Origin of the sequence: Hydrogenophaga sp. NH-16 (assembly GCF_004006415.1) — a bacterium.
Classification (GTDB): Bacteria; Pseudomonadota; Gammaproteobacteria; order Burkholderiales; family Burkholderiaceae_C; genus Hydrogenophaga; species Hydrogenophaga pseudoflava.
The window spans coordinates 4,677,868-4,695,155 of record NZ_CP029344.1 but is presented as its reverse complement, the minus strand read 5'-3'; the positions used below and the strand labels follow the sequence as shown (position 1 = coordinate 4,695,155).

Genomic DNA, 17,288 nt, shown 5'->3' with positions numbered 1-17,288 from the left:
TGAACCCATGTTGACCGCGGCCGGCGATCATAGCTGAGAGTCAGATGGCGCCGGGTTGCCAGTGGTGTGGCAAGAGCTCATCGATGCGGCTGGCCTTGTGCGTGGGCAGTCGCGTGAGCACGTCCTTGAGATAGGCATACGGGTCATGCCCGTTCATGCGCGCTGACTGGATCAGACTCATGACGGCAGCTGCCCGCTGGCCCGCGCGCAGGCTGCCGGCAAACAACCAGTTCGAGCGCCCGATAGCAATGGGTCGGATCTGGTTCTCGATCCAGTTGTTGTCTGCTGGCAGTTGCGGGTCATCAATGAATCGTGTGAGTGCCGCCCAGCGCTTGAGGCTGTAGTCCAGCGCCTTGGCCGTGGCCGAGTTGCCCGCCACCTGCTGGCGCTGCAGCACCATCCACTGGTGCAAGGCGTCCAGTATCGGTCGACTGTGCTGCTGGCGCACCTGCAGCCGCTGGGGTGCCGGTGTGTTCTGGACTTCCCGCTCGATCTCATAGACCCGCGCGAACTGCTGCAGGGCGAACTCGGCGATCTGGCTCTTGTTGGCCGCATGCAGCTCGAAGAACTTGCGCCGGGCATGAGCCAGGCAACCGGCTTCTGTCACGCCCAGGCTGAAGCTGGCCTTGTAGCCGGCGTAGTCGTCACAGATCAGGCTGCCGCGCCAGTCGCCCAGGAAAGTTCTGGCATGCTCACCGGCGCGCGACTCGCAGAAGTCATAGACCACTGCCTTCATGCCTTCAAACGCCCCCGGGGCGTAGGCCCACAGGTAGGCCCGGTGTGTCTTGCCGTTGCCCGGCTTGAGCATGGCCACCGGCGTTTCATCGCCGTGCAGCACCCGGTGCCCGAGCACTTCGGTCTTGAGGGCATCGACCAGCGGCTGCAGCCGCGCGCCGCAGGTGCCCACCCATTGCGCCAGGGTCGATCTGGGAATGGCCAGACCGGCGCGAGCGAAGATGTTCTCCTGGCGGTACAAGGGCTGATGATCAGCGTACTTGGCCACCAGCACCTGGGCCAGCAGGCCGGCGGTGGGGATGCCTTTGTCGATGACGTGGGCGGCCACCGGTACCTGTGTGAGGGTCTGGCACTGGGCACACGCCCACTTGCCCCGGATGTGACGCTCGACACTGAAGACGCCGGGCACGTAGTCCAGCTTCTCGGCCACGTCCTCACCGATGCGTTTGAGCTGGCAGCCGCAACCGGGTGTGCTGCAGGTGGTGGACGTGGGTTCGTGGCGGATCTCTCGCCTTGGCAAGTTCGCCGGCAGCGGCGCGCGCCTGGGTTGCTGCTTCTCGATGGCCGCTGGTTCTGGCCGCAGTTGCTCAATCTCGTGCTCGACGGCCGCCAGGTCGCCATCGAGTTCTTCTTCCAGCAGGTTGCGCTGATCAGCGCTGTGGCGCTCGGACTTGGCCGCGAACTTCAGCCGCTTGAGCAACGCGCATTCGTAGGCGAGCTTCTCGTTGAGGGCACGCTGGTGGCGCAGTTCGGCCAGCAGGTGCTGGCTGACTTCACGCAGTTGTTCTGTAAGCGTCGCCTCAACACCCTCTTGACGCAGAGGGCGGGAGGCAGTCAAACGTCCAGGACGTGGCGCAGCAGGGCAAAGCCCACGCGCCAATGGGTGCCGTCGCCGGGGTCGATGGTGGCGGTGCGGCTGTTGATGCGCACGATGGTGCCCACCACGGTCTGCAGGTACTTGTCCTCGAAGGCAACCTTCTCCCCACACCGGAAGTCGTTGCGCGTCGGTCGCGGCGCAGCGGGCGGCTCAGGCGCTACTGCTTGAACATGTGCCGCAGGATCGGGCTGCGGTGGTTCGATCGCGGCGTAGGGCAGCTTCCACTCCTTGCGTTCCCGCAAGTCCTGCAAGGTGACCTGTGTCTCGCGCATGGCCACGACCTTGCCCTGGCGCAGGCTGCCATCGCGCCAGTCCACAAAGCGCACCGTCTGCCCCAGGTGCATGTCCTTGCGCACGGCAATGATGCGCCGCGGATCGGCCAGCAGTCGCTCGATCAGCGTGCTCAGCTGGAACAGCTCCAGGCTGCTGGCGTTCTGCAGGGCGTCCAGCACCCGCGGGTCGATGCCGGGGGCGCTCATGCTGCCCGGCGCTGCTGTGCCCGGTTGGCCCCTGACTGCATCAGGTTCCAGGGCAACAGCTCATCGATGCGGTTGATGGGGTGCTCGGCAATACGGCTGAGCACCTCGCGCAGGTAGGCCTCGGGATCCAGGCCATTGAGCTTGGCCGTCTGCACCAGGCTGTAGATCGCGGCGGCGCGCTCGCCGCCAGCGTCCGAGCCCATGAACAGGTAGTTGCCCCGTCCCAGAGCGACTCCACGCAGCGCCCGCTCGGCGGCGTTGTTGTCCATCTCGATACGGCCGTCATCGCAATAGCGCGTCAGGGCCTGCCAGCGCGTGAGGCTGTAGCCGATGGCTTGCGCCAGTTCCGATTTGGCCGACACCCGCCCCAGCAGGTGGCTCAGCCAGGCGTGCATCTCCTGCAGCAGCGGGCTCGCCCGTGCCTGGCGTTGGACTCGTCGCACCTCTGGTGGCTGCCCTCGGATCTCACGCTCGATCGCATACAGCTCGGCGATGCGCCGCAGCGCCTGCGCCGCGATGGAGGTCTCGTCGCGGCCGCTGCTGAGGTACAGATCCCACCATGGCCTTCGCGCGTGTGCCCAGCAAGCGGCCTCGGTGATCTGGCCTGAGCCGTAGAGCTTGCCCCAACCGCCATAGGCGTCCGCCTGAAGGATGCCCCGGTATTGCCGCAGGTGCCGCTGTGGGTGTTCGCCCTTTCGGTCCGGCGTGTACTGGTACCAGGCCGCAGGCGGCTCGCTCGAACCGATCGGGCGGTCGTCTCTGACGTACACCCACAAGCGCCCGGTCTTGGTCTTGCCCCGTCCGGGCTCAAGCACCGGTACCGGCGTGTCGTCTGCGTGGATCTTGGAGGCTGCCAACGTATAGCGCCCCAGCGCCGCCACCAGCGGGTCCAGCAACTGATCGGCCTGCTCGACCCAGCCGGCCAGCGTGGAGCGCTCCAGCTCAACACCGCTGCGGGCGTAGATGCCGCTCTGGCGGTACAAGGGCAGGTGGTCGCAATACTTGGAGACCAGCACATGGGCCAGCAGGCCGGCGCCGGCCACACCACGTGCAATCGGGCGAGCCGGTGCGCTGGCCTGGAAGATCGTCTGGCAAGCCACACAGACCAGCTTGGGCCGTACATGCCGGATCACCTTGAAGTGCGCCGGCACGTACTCCAGCTGCTCGGACACGTCTTGCCCGATCTTGCGCAACCGGGCACCGCAGGCTGTGCAGCCGCAGGGCTGGCCAGCACTGTCGTGCTGACTGTTGCTGACCTGTGGCAGGTGTTCCTGGACCTCGCGCGGCAGATGCGCCGGCAGGCTGCGATCGATCTGCGCGTCGTTGGCTGGTGTCTGTGTCGATGTGAGCTTGGATCGGGAGGCCATGGCGGCATCGCCGCCATCGATCAAAGGCATTTGTGCCGCCCACTGTTCGCTGGAGTGGCCGAACTCGGCGCGAACGCGACGCAGCAGTTGCAACTTGAGCTTCTCGACCATCAGCTTGAGCAGTGCCACCTCGCTGTCGCGCGCCTCGATGATGCGCAGCAACTCTTCGCGGCTCGGCTGTGATGGGGTAGCTCTGGACACGGCCTCGATTGTGCCGCTCCCCCGCGCGGCAGGCGATCGGGAATCACCCGCAACGGCGACCCTACGCAGCCAACTCTGGCCGGTGCGTGCGCGCCGGCATGCGCCAATCGATGCCTTCGAGCAGCATCGACAGCTGTGCCGGTGTCAGCGATACGCCGCCGCCCGAGGCTTGGGGCCAGACGAAACGCCCGCGTTCGAGTCGCTTGCTCAGCAGCAGCAGGCCCTGGCCATCGAACCACAGCACCTTGAGGATGTCGCCGCGCCGGCCGCGGAAGACGAAGACGTGGCCACTGAATGGGTTCTCGCTCAGCGCGGTCTGCACCATCGCGGCCAGACCATCGAAACCCTTGCGCATGTCGGTGTGTCCGGCCACGATCCACACCCGCGTGTTCGCTGGCAAGCCGATCATGCGCGCAACGCGGTCAGCACCGCCCTCAGTTGCGCGGCATCGACCTGACCGCACAGGCGTATGACGGCGCCGCACAGTTCGATCTCCACCGTGCCTGTGGACGGTTGGGCAATGGTGGTCGCCACCACATCGGCACATGGCTGCTGCGCGAGAACCGTGACGGGTAACAGCGCCTGGGTGTCCGATTGCCAATGCCCCAGCTTCATCCAGTGACGCAGCAGATTGGCGTTGACGCCGTTGCGCAGCGCCAGACCCGCGACCGATGCGCCCGGTCTGCTGGCCTGTTCGACCAGCCAAGCCTTGAACGCCGAGAAATAGATGTGCTTGCCGTTGCGAAGGGTGCGCTCAACCTTCGGGCCGTTCCACTCAGGGGTATGTCCACTGCCTTGCATATGGACACATGCTGCCGTGCTCCTGCCAACCGAGCAACAAGGGCCTTGAGGCCACGCTTACCCTTCGTGGGGACGATCCTCGATTACAGCACTCGCTTCAAGATGGGTTGGCCGGACGCATACGGCGCAACGGCGAAACCGTCGGATGGGGTGCGTTCATGATGGTGCTCCTGTCGTGAACGAGGCCAATTGCCTCGGCTCACAACATCGGCACGTGCGCCCACGCCGTCAACCAACCATCCCGGCTCGGAGACTACCGCGCGAGCGGTTTAGTCCCAAGGCTGGTTCCTGACATTCGTTTACGGTGACCGAGCCGTTCTGGGGTGCGCCAAACGGTCTTTCATTGCGGCGCAACTCCAACGACCGCTCGACCACTTTCACCGGTCACTCTTTAGGGGATAAATTCACCACTTTGAGCGCTATGGTTGGATGCCGGTGCCCCATCAGCAGCGTCCCTTGGCGAGAACCCTAGCCCATGCTCAGATAGTCGGGCTCAGGCTGCGAACTTCAGAGGTCATGGAAGCTGCGCGCTAAGAACGATCGTCTCGATATTGCGGTAGATGCACCTCAAAAGAGGAGCCCGCACCGAGTACAGACTGCACAGTGAGGGTTCCACCATGAGCCTCAACAATTTGCCGACAAAGAGCCAAGCCAAGGCCTGAGCCTTCAAACTCACGGCGCAAGTTCAGTCGCGCGAAAGGTTGAAACAATTTCTCAATATGATGAGGAGCGATGCCGATGCCGTTGTCTTGAACCCTAATGGTCACCAACCCATTGGAGAGTCGTGAGGAAACGTTGATCTTCGGTGCACGGCCTTCTGGAACGAACTTCATCGCGTTGGACAAGAGGTTTTGAAACAGCAGCGATAGCAAGCTTGCATGTCCCATGACCGTGGGCAATGGGTGAATGCTCAGCTGCGTGCCGGTTTCGATGAGTGGAGCGGCCAGAGCATCACACAGATTCGCCAAAAGAAGATCGAGCTGCACCGGTTTGGGTGGGTCACTCTCGCCGCGCTGTAGGCGGGAATAGCGGACCACGTCATCAAGAAGTGAGCGCATTCGTTCGCCGGCATTTCGCATGAGTCGCAAGTAGCGTTGCGCCCCGTCCGGTAACTCCGTGCCATGGTCTTCCTCCATCAGACCAGCAAACTGAACCACCGTGTTAAGCGGTTCCAGCAAATCATGTGAGGAAATGCGTACAAACTGCAGTAGGCCCTCATTGGCCAGCTTGAGAGCTTCGGCGGTCTGTTGGAGTTGAGCATGACTTGCACGCAGGTCTACCATGGCCTGGGCCAGATTTAGACGATCCACCTCCGAGATCTGCTTGAGCGTGTCGTTCGCACGTTTGAGATTCACCTGAGTCTGCACACGAGCACGCACGATAGCGGTTTGGACCGGCTTGGCAATGAAATCCGCTGCACCTTGCTCCAGACCGTTCAGCTCGAAGGCCGGATCAGACTGGGTAGTCACGATGATCACAGGTACGTCAGCGAGCACTGGGTCGCGTTTGATCATCCCCAACAACTCGAAACCCGACATTCCAGGCATCTGGTTGTCGAGCAACACCAAGTCGGGCGGATCATCTTCCATGAGTCGGAGCGCCTCGGCGCCGCTCGTGGCAAAGCGCACGTTGTGCGGTGGACGAACGGCCTTGTCCAACGCTCTTAAGACGCCAATGTCGTCGTCCACAATCAGGATGTCAGCTGCCCAAGAAGATGTGTTCATGTACTCCTTTTGCCAGGTCGGCCTTTGAGGCGGCTTCCACGCCCCCTTGTCTCAGTGCGGGACTGCCGGCACAGCGAAAGCAACCCCGCCTCTCATGAGGGATTAACTATTCAATCTGCATTTTTTGCAGCGCTGAAGGGAAAGCCTGTGCATCAAAAAAAGCTGAGGGTCTAAGCGCAAACAGCGCATTTACGGGTGGCCAAGCAGATCGATCAGAGATGCGGCCACAGTACGATCGAGAGGCTTGTTCAAGAAGCCCTTCACCGATGCATATCGGGAAGCGCGCTCTCGGTCTACTGGGTCCGAGGAAGAAGTCAATAGAACCACAACGGACTCACCACGGTGTGCTACTGGCATCGTTTCAAATACTTCGAGAAAATCGAACCCTCCCATGCCTGGCATGTTGATGTCCAGCAGGATTAAATCGATGCCGTGGGCTGGTTCACTGGTCAGCCACTTCAGAGCTTCTTCAGCTCGCTCAAATTTGAAGACCTCATACTCAACGCCGCACCGCTGCAGCGAAATATGAGTGAATAGCAAATCATTTTCACTGTCATCAATCAACATGATCCGTGTCGGCACGACGTCACCTTCTTGCGTTAAGCGAACCTGTCACCAGCCGCATGTAGGGTTGGATCTGCCCGCGAGCCACAGCCATATTGTCCCCGCACTACGTCTCAGACACAAACCGGCAAACTTGTTCGCCTCATGCTGCAAGTACTCCTCGATTTGTAAAGCGCTTCAACTTGGGGTTACGCCATCCAACACGCTGAAAGCCTGCTGAAACTCCAAGGCTTGCAAGGCCAGCTCGAACTTCTCGGCCGCAGGTCCTCCCATCGAAACAACAAGCGCGGGTCTCAGAACCTCCAAGCGATCCAACGCTTCCATGTTTCTGGCTTGCAGCAGCCTGAGCAATTCCTCCCTCTCGCTGGCAGTGAGTGGAGGCACGTCATCCTGCGGCTGCGCTGATGTACAGCGAGACGCTTCAGCCGCAATCATGGGCTCGGCCGCTTTTTGCAGTGACGCAAGCAAGCCAGCAAGCCTCTGCAGTCCGGAGAGCGCTTGCGAGCCGGGCGTTCGAACGACCATTTCCAGCTCGGTCGCCATTTGGTGCACAGTGGTGGCCCCGACCAATCCGGCGCTTCCACGCAGTTTGTGCAATCTCGCAGCCAGAGCTTCGCGACCGCCCTCCTCAGGCTCCAAAACCGGCGCCACGCTCAGATCACCGTACTCACTGAACAAGCGCGGCAAGATGGAAAAAAAGAGCCTTAGATCACCCCCCAGGCAGCCAGCGGCCACGGAAGTGTCGATGCCTACGATCTGAGGCCATCCCAGTGGCTCCTCAGCGGCCGCCTCCCCATGGGTACCTGACACTGAAAGCCTTGGGTGAACGTCCTGAAGCCTGCTCATTTTGTGCAACTTGTTCTTTTGCGCCAAGCGTTCACTGAGGAAAAAATCCGCACCCTCAGTCTGCGCACTTGCGCTCGTAAGTGGCCCGGTGGGATTGACGAAGTCCTATGGATAGCGCCTAGAGGTTCCCACACAGACCCTGAGTCGAATTCAAATTGTGCGCTCAGATCCGCTCTTCAGCCGAGAAAATTGAAGCGTTTCCGTTGTCTAATTCACCACTTTGCTGTGTTTCCACCGACCGAAGGGGCGCACAGCAGCCTGTCCATCCGCATAGCGGTCAAGAGACCGACCCTATGGTCGATACTATCTAGCAGGCCGTTGAAAAATCCCCCGCCGACGCTGGCGTCGGCCAGTACGATCTGAAGCCATCGGCGAACCACGCAGGTTGTCATTGTGTTTACGGACAAGCAGGCTCTCGCCTGCGGTGGATTGTCCGTTTACACAAAATTCTGCACACCCTCGTTGATGCGCTCCAGGATCGGCTTCTTCTTCTCATTGAAGACCGCCTTGTTTTCCTCGATCAGGTTCTTGCCCTTGGTGTCGATGGAGATGATCAGCGGGCCGAACTCCTTCACGCGATTGACCCACAGGGTCTCGGGCATGCCCAGGTCGGTCCATTCCGCGGCCTCGATCTTCTCCACCTGCGTCGCAGCCAGCACGGCGCAGCCGCCGGGGAAGATGGCGTGCACGGCCTTGTTCTCCAGGCAACCCTGCTGCGTCTCGGGGCCCATGCCGCCCTTGCCCACGATCAGCTTCACGCCGGTCTGTTCGATGAAGGCTTTCTCGAACTTCTCCATGCGCATGCTGGTGGTCGGGCCGATGGAGACCATCTCGTATTCGCCGTCGTCCTTTTTGCGCACGATGGGGCCGGCGTGGAAGATCGCGCCGCCCTTGAGCTGCACCGGCAGTTCGCGGCCCTGTTCGATCAGGCGGCGGTGAGCCACGTCGCGGCAGGTCACCAGCGTGCCGGTGAGGTAGACCACGTCGCCGATGTTCAGGGCTTCGAGGTCTTCGTCTTTGATGGGGGTCGTCAGAATTTTTTTCACGACTGGAATCCTTCGTGCGAAATGACTTCGTGCGTCAGGTCGGCGTTGATCTTGATGCGGCCGCGGCGGTGCGCCCAGCAGCCGGTGGAGACTGCCACGCCGATGGTGGACGGGTGGCGCGCGGACGATTCGATGTTCACGCCCATCACGCTGTTGTTGCCGGTCAGGCCTTGCGGGCCCAGGCCCAGTTCGTTCAGGCCATCGGCCAGCAGCTCTTCCATGAGGGCGGCCTTTTCATTCGGGTTGCTGGACGTGACGGGCCGCAGGATCGCCTTCTTGGACAGGCGCGCCGCCGTCTCAACCGAGGTGGACACGCCCACGCCGACCAGCAGCGGCGGGCAAGCATTGACACCACGCGAGGTGATCACGTCAAACACGAACTCGGCCACGCCTTCGTAGCCCTGGCCCGGCATCAACACCGTGGCCTTGCCAGGCAACGTGCAGCCGCCGCCGGCCATGTAGACGTCGACGATCACGCTGTCTTCGTCAGGCACGATCTCCCAGTCCAGCCATGGAATCTTGCTACCAGTGTTGGTGCCGGTGTTCTTCTCTTCAAAAGTTTCCACCGCGTTGTGGCGCAACGGGCCCATGCGGGTGGCCCCGGCGGTGGCTTCTTGAAGGATGCCCTCCAACTCGCCCAGCAGCGGGAACTTGGCCCCGGCCGTGAGGAAGTACTGGATCACACCGGTGTCCTGGCAGCTGGGGCGGTCCAGCTTGTCGGCCGCTTCCTGGTTCTGCCGCATCGACTCGTAGACCTCTTTGGCGAGGAAGTTGACTTCCTTCTCGCGCAGTTCGCCGAGCTTCTGGGTGACGTCGGTGGGCAGGCGCTTGCCGATGTGGGAGGTGAATTTCGCCAGCAGATCGGTCAGATCGGCGACGGCGGTGGCTTTGTCCACGGTGGGCTCCTGTGTGGGGGTGGGGGTGTTCACTCGATGACGACTTTGGCGTCTTTCACCAGCTTGCCGAACTTCTCGGTCTCGCTGGCGATCTGCTGCGCCATCTGGGCGCTGGTGTTGCCGATGGGTTCGGCGCCGATGTCGGCCATCTTGGCTTTGAACTCGGGCGACTGGATGATCTTGACCATCTCGGTATTCAGGCGCGCCACGATGTCCTTGGGCGTGGCCGCAGGGGCCAGCACGCCGAACCAGGTGCCGATGTTGAAGCCCTTGAGGCCGGCCTCTTCGAGCGTGGGCACGTCGGGCAGCGCGGCCGAGCGCTTGGCGGTGGTCACGGCCAGCGGACGCAGCTTGCCGGCCTTGATGTGCGGCAGCACCGGCGTGATGGTGTCAAAGCTCATCAGGATCTGACCGCCCAGCAGGTCGGTGGAGAGCGGGCCGCTGCCTTTGTAGGGGATGTGGATCACATCGGTGCTGGTGAGGTTCTGGAACTGCGTGCCGATCAAGTGCTGCGCCGTGCCGTTGTCGTTGGAGCCGAAGGCGTATTTGCCCGGGGCGGGCTTGATCATGGCCAGCAGCTCGGCCACGTTTTTGGCGGGTGTGCTGGCGTTCACCACCAGCACGTTGGGCACCAGGGCCACGGTGGTGACGGGCGCGAGGTCTTTCGAGAAGTCGTAGGGCAGCTTCTTGTAGACGGCGGGGGCGATGGTGTGGTGCACCGCGCCCATGAGCAGGGTGTGGCCGTCGGGCTTGGCCTTGGCCACGTAGTCGGCGCCGATGGTGGCGCCGGCGCCCGGTTTGCTTTCCACAATGACCGGCTGGCCCAGCGCCTGCGAGAGCTTGTCGGCCAGCGCGCGGGCCAGCACATCGGTGGTGCCGCCGGCCGCAAAGGGCACGACCAGGCTGATCGGCTTGCTCGGGAAGGCTTGCGCCATGGCGCTGCCGCCGGACACGGCCAGGGTCAGGGCCATCGCTTGCACGACGCGGCGGCGGGAAAAGGTTTGAACAGCTTTCATGCTTGTCTCCAAAAATGGCGCGGGATGCGCTCTGGTGGACCGAACTGTAGGAGTCCGGCGACATGCCGAATCACCCAAAAAGTGAATCCGGCGTGAACTTCAAATCAACAATCAACGGGGTTCAATCCACCTGTGCAATGCGCAGCAGGTTGGTGCTGCCCGGGGTGCCGAAGGGCACACCCGCAGCGATCACCAGCGTCTGACCCGGAACCGCAAAGCCCAGGGTCTTGGCGGTGTCCACGGCCAAGCGGGTCATGCGGTCCACGTCGGGCACATCGGGGCTGAGCACGGGCTGAACACCCCACACCAGTGCCAGGCGGCGCGCGGTGCTGGCCCGCGGTGTGATGCCCAGGATGCTGGCGCGCGGACGCTCGCGCGCCATGCGCAAAGCCGAAGAGCCGGAGCTGGTGTAGGCCACCAGGACGGCCACATCGAGCAGGCCGGCCACTGAGCGCGCGGCCCAGCCGATGGCGTCGGCCGTGTTGGCCGCGGGCGGTGTGTGCGAGGCGTCGATGGCCTCGCGGTACTGCGGGTCGGCCTCGGTCTGGGCAATGATGCGGTCCATCATCGCCACCGATTCCACTGGGTATTTCCCAGACGCCGATTCGGCCGACAGCATCACGGCGTCTGCGCCGTCGTAGATGGCGGTGGCCACGTCGGAGGCTTCGGCACGCGTGGGCACCGGCGCGCTGACCATCGACTCCAGCATCTGCGTCGCCACGATCACCGGCAGGCCGCGCTGGCGGCAGGCGCGCACGATGCGCTTCTGGATCGCGGGCACCTGCTCGGCTGGCATCTCCACGCCCAGGTCGCCGCGCGCCACCATCACCGCGTCGGTCACGTCGAGGATCGCGTCCAGGCTGTGGATGGCGGCGGGTTTCTCCAGCTTGGCAACGATGCCAGCACGGCCCTGCACGATGGCCTTCACCTCTTCGATGTCGGCCGCGCGCTGCACGAACGAGAGCGCGATCCAGTCCACGCCCAGGCTGAGACCGAAGTCCAGGTCGGCGCGGTCCTTGGCCGTCAGGGCCGAGAGCGGCAGCACCACGCCCGGCACGTTCACGCCCTTGCGGTCCGACAGCGGGCCGCCGTTGAGCACGCGCGTCTCGGCAAAGTCCGGCCCGCAGCGCTCCACCACCAGGCGCAACCGGCCGTCGTCGAGCAGCAGCTCGGCGCCGGATTGCAGCGCGGCAAAGATCTCGGGGTGCGGCAGGGGCGCGCGGGTCGCGTCGCCCGGTGTGGATCGGTCCAGGTCGAGACGGAAGGACTCGCCCTCCACCAGCGTCACCGGTCCGTTCGCAAAGGTGCCGACGCGCAGCTTGGGGCCTTGCAGATCCAGCAGCACGCCAATGGGACGGCCCAGGTCGGTTTCGATGCTGCGGATCAGTTCCAGGCGCTGCTGGTGGTCGGCGTGCGTGCCGTGACTGAAGTTGAGGCGGAACACGTCAGCCCCGGCCTTCACCAGGGCTTCGATGGTGGCGCGGTCGGCGCTGGCGGGGCCCAGCGTGGCGACGATCTTGGCGTTGCAGGGGCGGTTCATTCAGGGGGCCTCGGTTGGGGGGCCGTCGATGACGATGGCCCGAAAGTCGTTCACATTGGTCAGGGTCGGGCCGGTGATCACCGCGTCGCCCAGCGCTTCAAAGAAGCCGTGGCCGTCGTTCGCGTCCAGCCGTTCGCGCGGGTTCAGGCCCAGCGCCCAGGCGCGGTCCAGCGTGTCGGGCCCGATCAGGGCACCGGCGATCTCTTCCTGGCCGTCCACACCGTCGGTGTCCCCGGCCAGCGCGTGGATGCCGGGCTCGCCTCGCAGCGCCACGGCAAGGGCCAGGAGGAACTCGACGTTGCGGCCGCCGCGCCCCTGGCCTTTCAGCGTGACCGTGGTCTCGCCGCCCGAGAGCAGCACGCAGGGCCCCAGGAAAGGCTGGCCCCGACGGGCGGTCTGCAGCGCGATGCCGGCCAGCGCCTTGGCCACGTCGCGCGCTTCGCCTTCGATGGCATCACCCAGGATGTGGGCATGCAAGCCCGCTTGTCGAGCGACAGCGGCTGCGGCCTCCAGCGCTCTCTGCGGCGTGGCGATGAAGTGGGTGTCGATGAGCGGCAGGCGCAGATCGCCGGGCTTGAGCGATTCGCCGTCACCGCTTTCCAGCCAGGCCAGCGCGGTCGGCGGCACGCGGATGCGGTAGCGCCGCAGGATGGCGAGTGCATCGGCGCAAGTGGTCGAGTCGGGCACGGTGGGGCCTGAGGCGATGTCGATCGGGTCGTCGCCCGGCACATCGGAGAGCAACAGGTTGAGCACACGCGCCGGGTGGCAGGCGGCGGCCAGGCGACCGCCCTGGATGGCCGAAAGGTGGCGCCGCACACAGTTCATCTCGGTGATGCTGGCGCCGCTGGCAAGCAGGGCCTGGTTCAGCGCCTGCAGGTCCGCCAGCGTGAGCCCTGGCAGCGGCAACGGCAACAGCGCCGATCCACCGCCAGAGATCAGGCACAGCACCAGGTCGTCGGCACCAAGACCTTGAACCGTCTGCAGCAGCCGAGCGGCCGCTTTTTCACCTGCCGCATCGGGCACCGGGTGCGCCGCCTCAACGATCTCGATGCGTTCGCAGGGCACGGCGTAGCCGTAGCGCGTGACCACCAGACCGGACAACGGGCCAGGCCAGTGCTGCTCCACCGCGCGCGCCATGGCGGCCGACGCCTTGCCCGCGCCGATCACCACCAGCCGGCCTTTGGGCGCCGGGGGCAGCAACGGCGGCACGCACAGCGCGGGCTGAGCGGCGGCGATCGCGGCATCGAACATGCGGCGCAGCAACCGCTGGGTATCGGTCGGTTTCATGGCGTGTACCCGATACCGGTTCAAACGCCCGCTGATGCGACGGGCTTGAGCACGGTGCTGGCTGGCGGGGCGTCTCGCTCGTACAGCCCGTGCAGGTCTTCAGGATCGGTCTTGCCGTCGAGCACCTGCTCCAGGCGCTCGCGGTCCACCGAGCCGACCCAACGGGCGATGGCCACGGTGCCGACGGCGTTGCCGATGGTGTTGGTGATGGCACGGGCTTCCGACATGAAGCGGTCCACCCCCAGCAACAGCACCATGCCGGCGACCGGGATCTTGCCCATCGACGCCAGCGTGGCCGCCAGCGTGATGAAGCCCGATCCGGTCACACCCGCAGAGCCTTTCGAGGTCAGCAGCAGCACGCCGAGCACCACCAGCTGGTCGGTCAGCGTCAATGGTGTGTTGGTGGCCTGGGCAATGAAGATCGCCGCCATCGTGTAGTAGATGCATTGGCCGTCGGGATTGAAGGTCAGCCCGGACGGCACCACCAGGCCGACCACCGGTTTGGAGACACCCGCGTTTTCCAGCTTGCGCATGAGCTGCGGCACCACCGATTCGGACGAACTGGTGCCCAGCACGGTGAACAGCTCGTCCTTGATGTACTTCAGGAATTTCCAGAGGCTGAAGCCCGAGAGACGCGCGATGCCACCGAGCACGATGGTCACGAACAAGAAGCAGGTGATGTACATCGTGCCCATCAGCTTGCCCAGTGAGACCACCGATCCCAGCCCGTACTTGCCGACGGTGAACGCCATGGCGCCAAAGGCGGCGATGGGCGCCAGCCGCATGATCATGCCGACGATGGAAAACACGCCGTGGGTGAACGAGTCGAGCAGGTCCACCACAGGCCTGGCGCGTGGTCCGATGTGCGAGAGCGCCACGCCAAAGAAGGTGGCGAAGACCAGGATCTGCAGGATGTCGTTCTTGGCGAGCGCGTCCACGATGCTGGTTGGCACCAGATGGAGCATGAAGTCCACAAAGCCAGCGGGCTTGGTGGAGGTGGCCGTGTAGTTGGCGATGGCCGTGGTGTCGAGCTGGGCCGCGTCGATGTTCATGCCCTCGCCGGGGCGCACCAGGTTCACAACCACCAGGCCCAGCACCAGCGCAAACGTGGAGAGCACTTCAAAGTAGATCAGGGCGCGCACACCGACGCGGCCCAGTTCCTTCATGTTCTCCATGCGCGCAATGCCCAGCACCACCGTGGCAAAGATGATGGGCGCAAACACCATCTTGATGAGCTTGATGAACACGTCGCCCAGGGGCTTGAGGTCGCTGCCAAGCTGGGGCCAGAAGAAGCCCAGCGCCACACCGGCGAACACGCCGATCAGGACCTGGACGTAGAGTTTTCCGAAGAAGCGGCGCATGGCGATATTCATGAAAAAGACAGGGACGCAAAAAGGCCTCGCGCCAGTGCGAGATGACTGGCTCGGAATGGAGCGGGCGCCGGACGCGCCGCTGGGACGGAATGAAGAACCAACGCGCAAGACCGGGCAGCTGCCGGCCTTGCGTGTTCAGCCTGTCAGCATCAGGCGGCTTTGCGCAGTGCGCTGGCGTTGAGCAGGTCGCACACCGCCTGCGTGACCTGGGCCGTGGTGGCCTTGCCACCCAGGTCGCCAGTGTGCAACGCGGGGTTGGCGGTGACCTGTTCGATGGCGCTCATCAGGCGCTTGGCAGCGTCGAATTCGCCCAGGTGTTCGAGCAGCATCACGCAGCTCCAGAAGGTGCCGACCGGGTTGGCCAGGCCCTTGCCCATGATGTCGAAGGCCGAGCCGTGGATGGGCTCGAACATGCTGGGGTAGCGGCGCTCGGGGTCGATGTTGGCCGTGGGCGCAATGCCCAGGCTGCCGGCCAGCGCAGCAGCCAGGTCGCTCAGGATGTCGGCGTGCAGGTTGGTGGCGACGATGGTGTCCAGCGTGGCCGGACGGTTCACCATGCGCGCGGTGGCCGCGTCCACGATTTCCTTGTCCCATTTCACGTCCGGGAACTCCTGCGAGATCTGCACGGCGATCTCGTCCCACATCACCATGGCGTGGCGCTGTGCGTTGCTCTTGGTGATCACGGTGAGTTGCTTGCGCGGGCGGCTCTGCGCCAGCTTGAACGCAAAGCGCATCACGCGCTCCACGCCGGCGCGGGTCATCATGGTCACGTCGGTGGCGGCTTCGATCGGGTGCCCTTGGTGCACGCGGCCGCCCACGCCGGAGTACTCGCCTTCGGAGTTTTCACGCACGATGACCCAGTTCAGGTCTTCGGGCTTGCAGCGCTTGAGCGGTGCGTCAATGCCGGGCAGGATGCGCGTGGGTCGCACGTTGGCGTACTGGTCGAAGCCCTGGCAGATTTTGAGGCGCAAGCCCCAGAGCGTGATGTGGTCGGGGATGTCCGGGTCGCCGGCCGAGCCAAACAGGATGGCGTCCTTGTTGCGCAACGGCTCCAGCCCATCGGCCGGCATCATCACCCCGTGCTGACGGTAGTAGTCACCGCCCCAGTCGAAGTTTTCAAATTCGAAGCGCAAGCCGCTGCTGGAAGCAGCGATGGCTTGCAGAACTTGCTGGCCAGCGGGCACGACTTCTTTGCCGATGCCGTCTCCGGGAATGGTCGCGATGGCGTAGATCTTCATGGCTTGTCTCCTTGTTTGGACGGGAACGATGGCGCAACTGTAGGTGGGTTCCGGCGTGCTGATTCAGGGCTATAGTGAATGCATTGTTCACCTTGATTCAACAGTGGAGCACCCATGAGCAACCCTGTTCAGCCCGCCGATCTCGGCTTTTTCTCGGTGCTGGCCAGTGCTGGCAGCCTCAGCGCCGCCGCACGCGAACTGGGCATCACCACCCCGGCGGTCAGCAAGCACCTGGCACAGATGGAAGCACGTGTGGGGGTGTCGCTGGTCAACCGCACCACGCGGCGCATGGGCCTCACGCCCGAGGGCGAGCTGTACCTGGAGCACGCGCGCCGCATCCTGGGCGAAATCCAGGACCTGGGTGAGCTGCTGGGCGCCGCCAAGTCCAGCCCGCAGGGCCTACTGCGCGTGAACGCCACGCTGGGTTTCGGCCGCAGCCACATCGCACCGCTGATCTCGCGCTTCGCACGCCAGAACCCCGGTGTGGACGTGCAACTGCAGCTCTCCGTCAACCCGCCTCCGCTGACGGACGACGCGTTCGACGTCTGTATCCGCTTCGGCGCGCCGCCCGACGCGCGCGTGATCGCGCGCCACATCGCACCCAACCGGCGCCTGCTCTGCGCTTCACCGGCCTACCTGAAGCAACATGGCACGCCGCGCACGCCGCACGAACTGGCACGGCACAACTGCATCGGCATCCGCCAGGGCGAAGAGGCCTACGGCACCTGGCGGCTGACTCATGGCCGCGGTAAACAGGCGGTGACTGAGACAGTCAAGACACGCGGCAGCCTGACCACCAACGACGGCGAGATTGCGGTCAACTGGGCACTGGACGGTCACGGCATCCTGATGCGGGCGGAATGGGACATCCAGCGTTACCTGAAGAGCGGCCGGCTGGTACAGGTGCTCCCGCAGTGCTTCACGCCCGACGCCGACATCTACGCGGTGTACCCGCAGCGCCACCAGATGGCCGCGCGCGTGCGGGCCTTTGTGGATTTTGTCGCTACGGCGTTCTCGCAGCCGGCCGGCCAGGCCACCAACTGAGTGAATCGCCCCTCATCTGTTCAACAAACTCGAAGCTCTTATCTGCGAGACCGGTCATCGAACGGCAAGTTCAATGACCGGTTTTGGAGATCGCGAACGTTCGAAACGCTGATATGTACGTCCGGACTCAGCCTTCAAGCGACATTGGCAGCTGGAAGGCAGGTTTGCAGCGATTGCCGTCGGTCGGGGCCATCCGCTTAGATCACCGAGCTCAGCACTAAGCTGTCATCGGCTAACCCGGCAGTGCAGCAGCC

The 17,288-nt window shown here is 64.0% G+C and carries 16 protein-coding genes; 1 reads left to right on the top strand and 15 read right to left on the bottom strand.

All coding sequences use genetic code 11. The features are described from left to right. Positions 1-40: 40 nt before the first annotated feature. The 15 genes from DD542_RS22665 to DD542_RS22595 form a co-directional block, all read right to left on the bottom strand. Positions 41-1,516 carry an IS66 family transposase gene (locus DD542_RS22665; protein ID WP_241559828.1) on the bottom strand — a complete coding sequence of 492 codons (1,476 nt, stop codon included), beginning with the start codon at positions 1,514-1,516 and terminating at the stop codon, positions 41-43. A gap of 53 nt (positions 1,517-1,569) precedes the next feature. Then, complete coding sequence (locus DD542_RS22660) at positions 1,570-2,091, bottom strand: hypothetical protein (protein WP_127807164.1); 522 nt, start codon at positions 2,089-2,091, stop codon at positions 1,570-1,572. Then, positions 2,088-3,659 (bottom strand): IS66 family transposase, encoded by a 1,572-nt coding sequence (locus DD542_RS22655; protein ID WP_127807163.1) that lies wholly within the window; start codon positions 3,657-3,659, stop codon positions 2,088-2,090. Before DD542_RS22655 ends, DD542_RS22660 begins: the two co-directional genes overlap by 4 nt. 61 nt (positions 3,660-3,720) lie before the next feature. Then, the gene (gene tnpB / locus DD542_RS22650) at positions 3,721-4,068 is read right to left on the bottom strand and encodes an IS66 family insertion sequence element accessory protein TnpB (protein ID WP_054258153.1); all 348 of its coding nucleotides are present in this window, start codon (positions 4,066-4,068) and stop codon (positions 3,721-3,723) included. After that, positions 4,065-4,460 (bottom strand): transposase, encoded by a 396-nt coding sequence (locus DD542_RS24060; RefSeq protein ID WP_241559627.1) that lies wholly within the window; start codon positions 4,458-4,460, stop codon positions 4,065-4,067. The genes tnpB and DD542_RS24060 overlap by 4 nt, the downstream gene beginning before the upstream one ends. A 530-nt stretch (positions 4,461-4,990) precedes the next feature. Beyond that, a complete protein-coding gene (locus DD542_RS22640; protein ID WP_127807162.1) occupies positions 4,991-6,184 on the bottom strand; it encodes a hybrid sensor histidine kinase/response regulator in 1,194 nt (397 codons plus the stop codon). 189 nt (positions 6,185-6,373) lie between these two features. Continuing rightward, complete coding sequence (locus DD542_RS22635; RefSeq protein WP_164868458.1) at positions 6,374-6,751, bottom strand: response regulator; 378 nt, start codon at positions 6,749-6,751, stop codon at positions 6,374-6,376. Positions 6,752-6,925: 174 nt separating this feature from the next. Beyond that, complete coding sequence (locus tag DD542_RS22630; protein ID WP_127807160.1) at positions 6,926-7,621, bottom strand: Hpt domain-containing protein; 696 nt, start codon at positions 7,619-7,621, stop codon at positions 6,926-6,928. A 410-nt stretch (positions 7,622-8,031) separates the two neighbouring features. After that, complete coding sequence (gene ttdB / locus DD542_RS22625; RefSeq protein WP_127807159.1) at positions 8,032-8,640, bottom strand: L(+)-tartrate dehydratase subunit beta; 609 nt, start codon at positions 8,638-8,640, stop codon at positions 8,032-8,034. Further along, complete coding sequence (gene ttdA / locus DD542_RS22620; RefSeq protein WP_127807158.1) at positions 8,637-9,536, bottom strand: L(+)-tartrate dehydratase subunit alpha; 900 nt, start codon at positions 9,534-9,536, stop codon at positions 8,637-8,639. Before ttdA ends, ttdB begins: the two co-directional genes overlap by 4 nt. 29 nt (positions 9,537-9,565) lie before the next feature. Beyond that, positions 9,566-10,507, bottom strand: coding sequence for a tripartite tricarboxylate transporter substrate binding protein (locus DD542_RS22615; protein ID WP_241559827.1), 942 nt, complete (start codon positions 10,505-10,507; stop codon positions 9,566-9,568). 166 nt (positions 10,508-10,673) lie between these two features. Then, positions 10,674-12,092 (bottom strand): pyruvate kinase, encoded by a 1,419-nt coding sequence (gene pyk, locus DD542_RS22610; protein WP_127807156.1) that lies wholly within the window; start codon positions 12,090-12,092, stop codon positions 10,674-10,676. Then, on the bottom strand, positions 12,093-13,379 hold the full coding sequence (locus tag DD542_RS22605; protein WP_127807155.1) for a glycerate kinase: 1,287 nt from the start codon (positions 13,377-13,379) through the stop codon (positions 12,093-12,095). Positions 13,380-13,399: 20 nt separating this feature from the next. Then, on the bottom strand, positions 13,400-14,740 hold the full coding sequence (locus DD542_RS22600) for a dicarboxylate/amino acid:cation symporter (protein WP_127807154.1): 1,341 nt from the start codon (positions 14,738-14,740) through the stop codon (positions 13,400-13,402). Positions 14,741-14,901: 161 nt separating this feature from the next. Continuing rightward, positions 14,902-15,990 (bottom strand): tartrate dehydrogenase, encoded by a 1,089-nt coding sequence (locus DD542_RS22595; protein WP_127807153.1) that lies wholly within the window; start codon positions 15,988-15,990, stop codon positions 14,902-14,904. A gap of 114 nt (positions 15,991-16,104) precedes the next feature. Between DD542_RS22595 and DD542_RS22590 the strand changes: the two genes are divergently transcribed. Beyond that, positions 16,105-17,034 carry a LysR substrate-binding domain-containing protein gene (locus tag DD542_RS22590; RefSeq protein WP_127807152.1) on the top strand — a complete coding sequence of 310 codons (930 nt, stop codon included), beginning with the start codon at positions 16,105-16,107 and terminating at the stop codon, positions 17,032-17,034. Positions 17,035-17,288 lie beyond the last annotated feature (254 nt).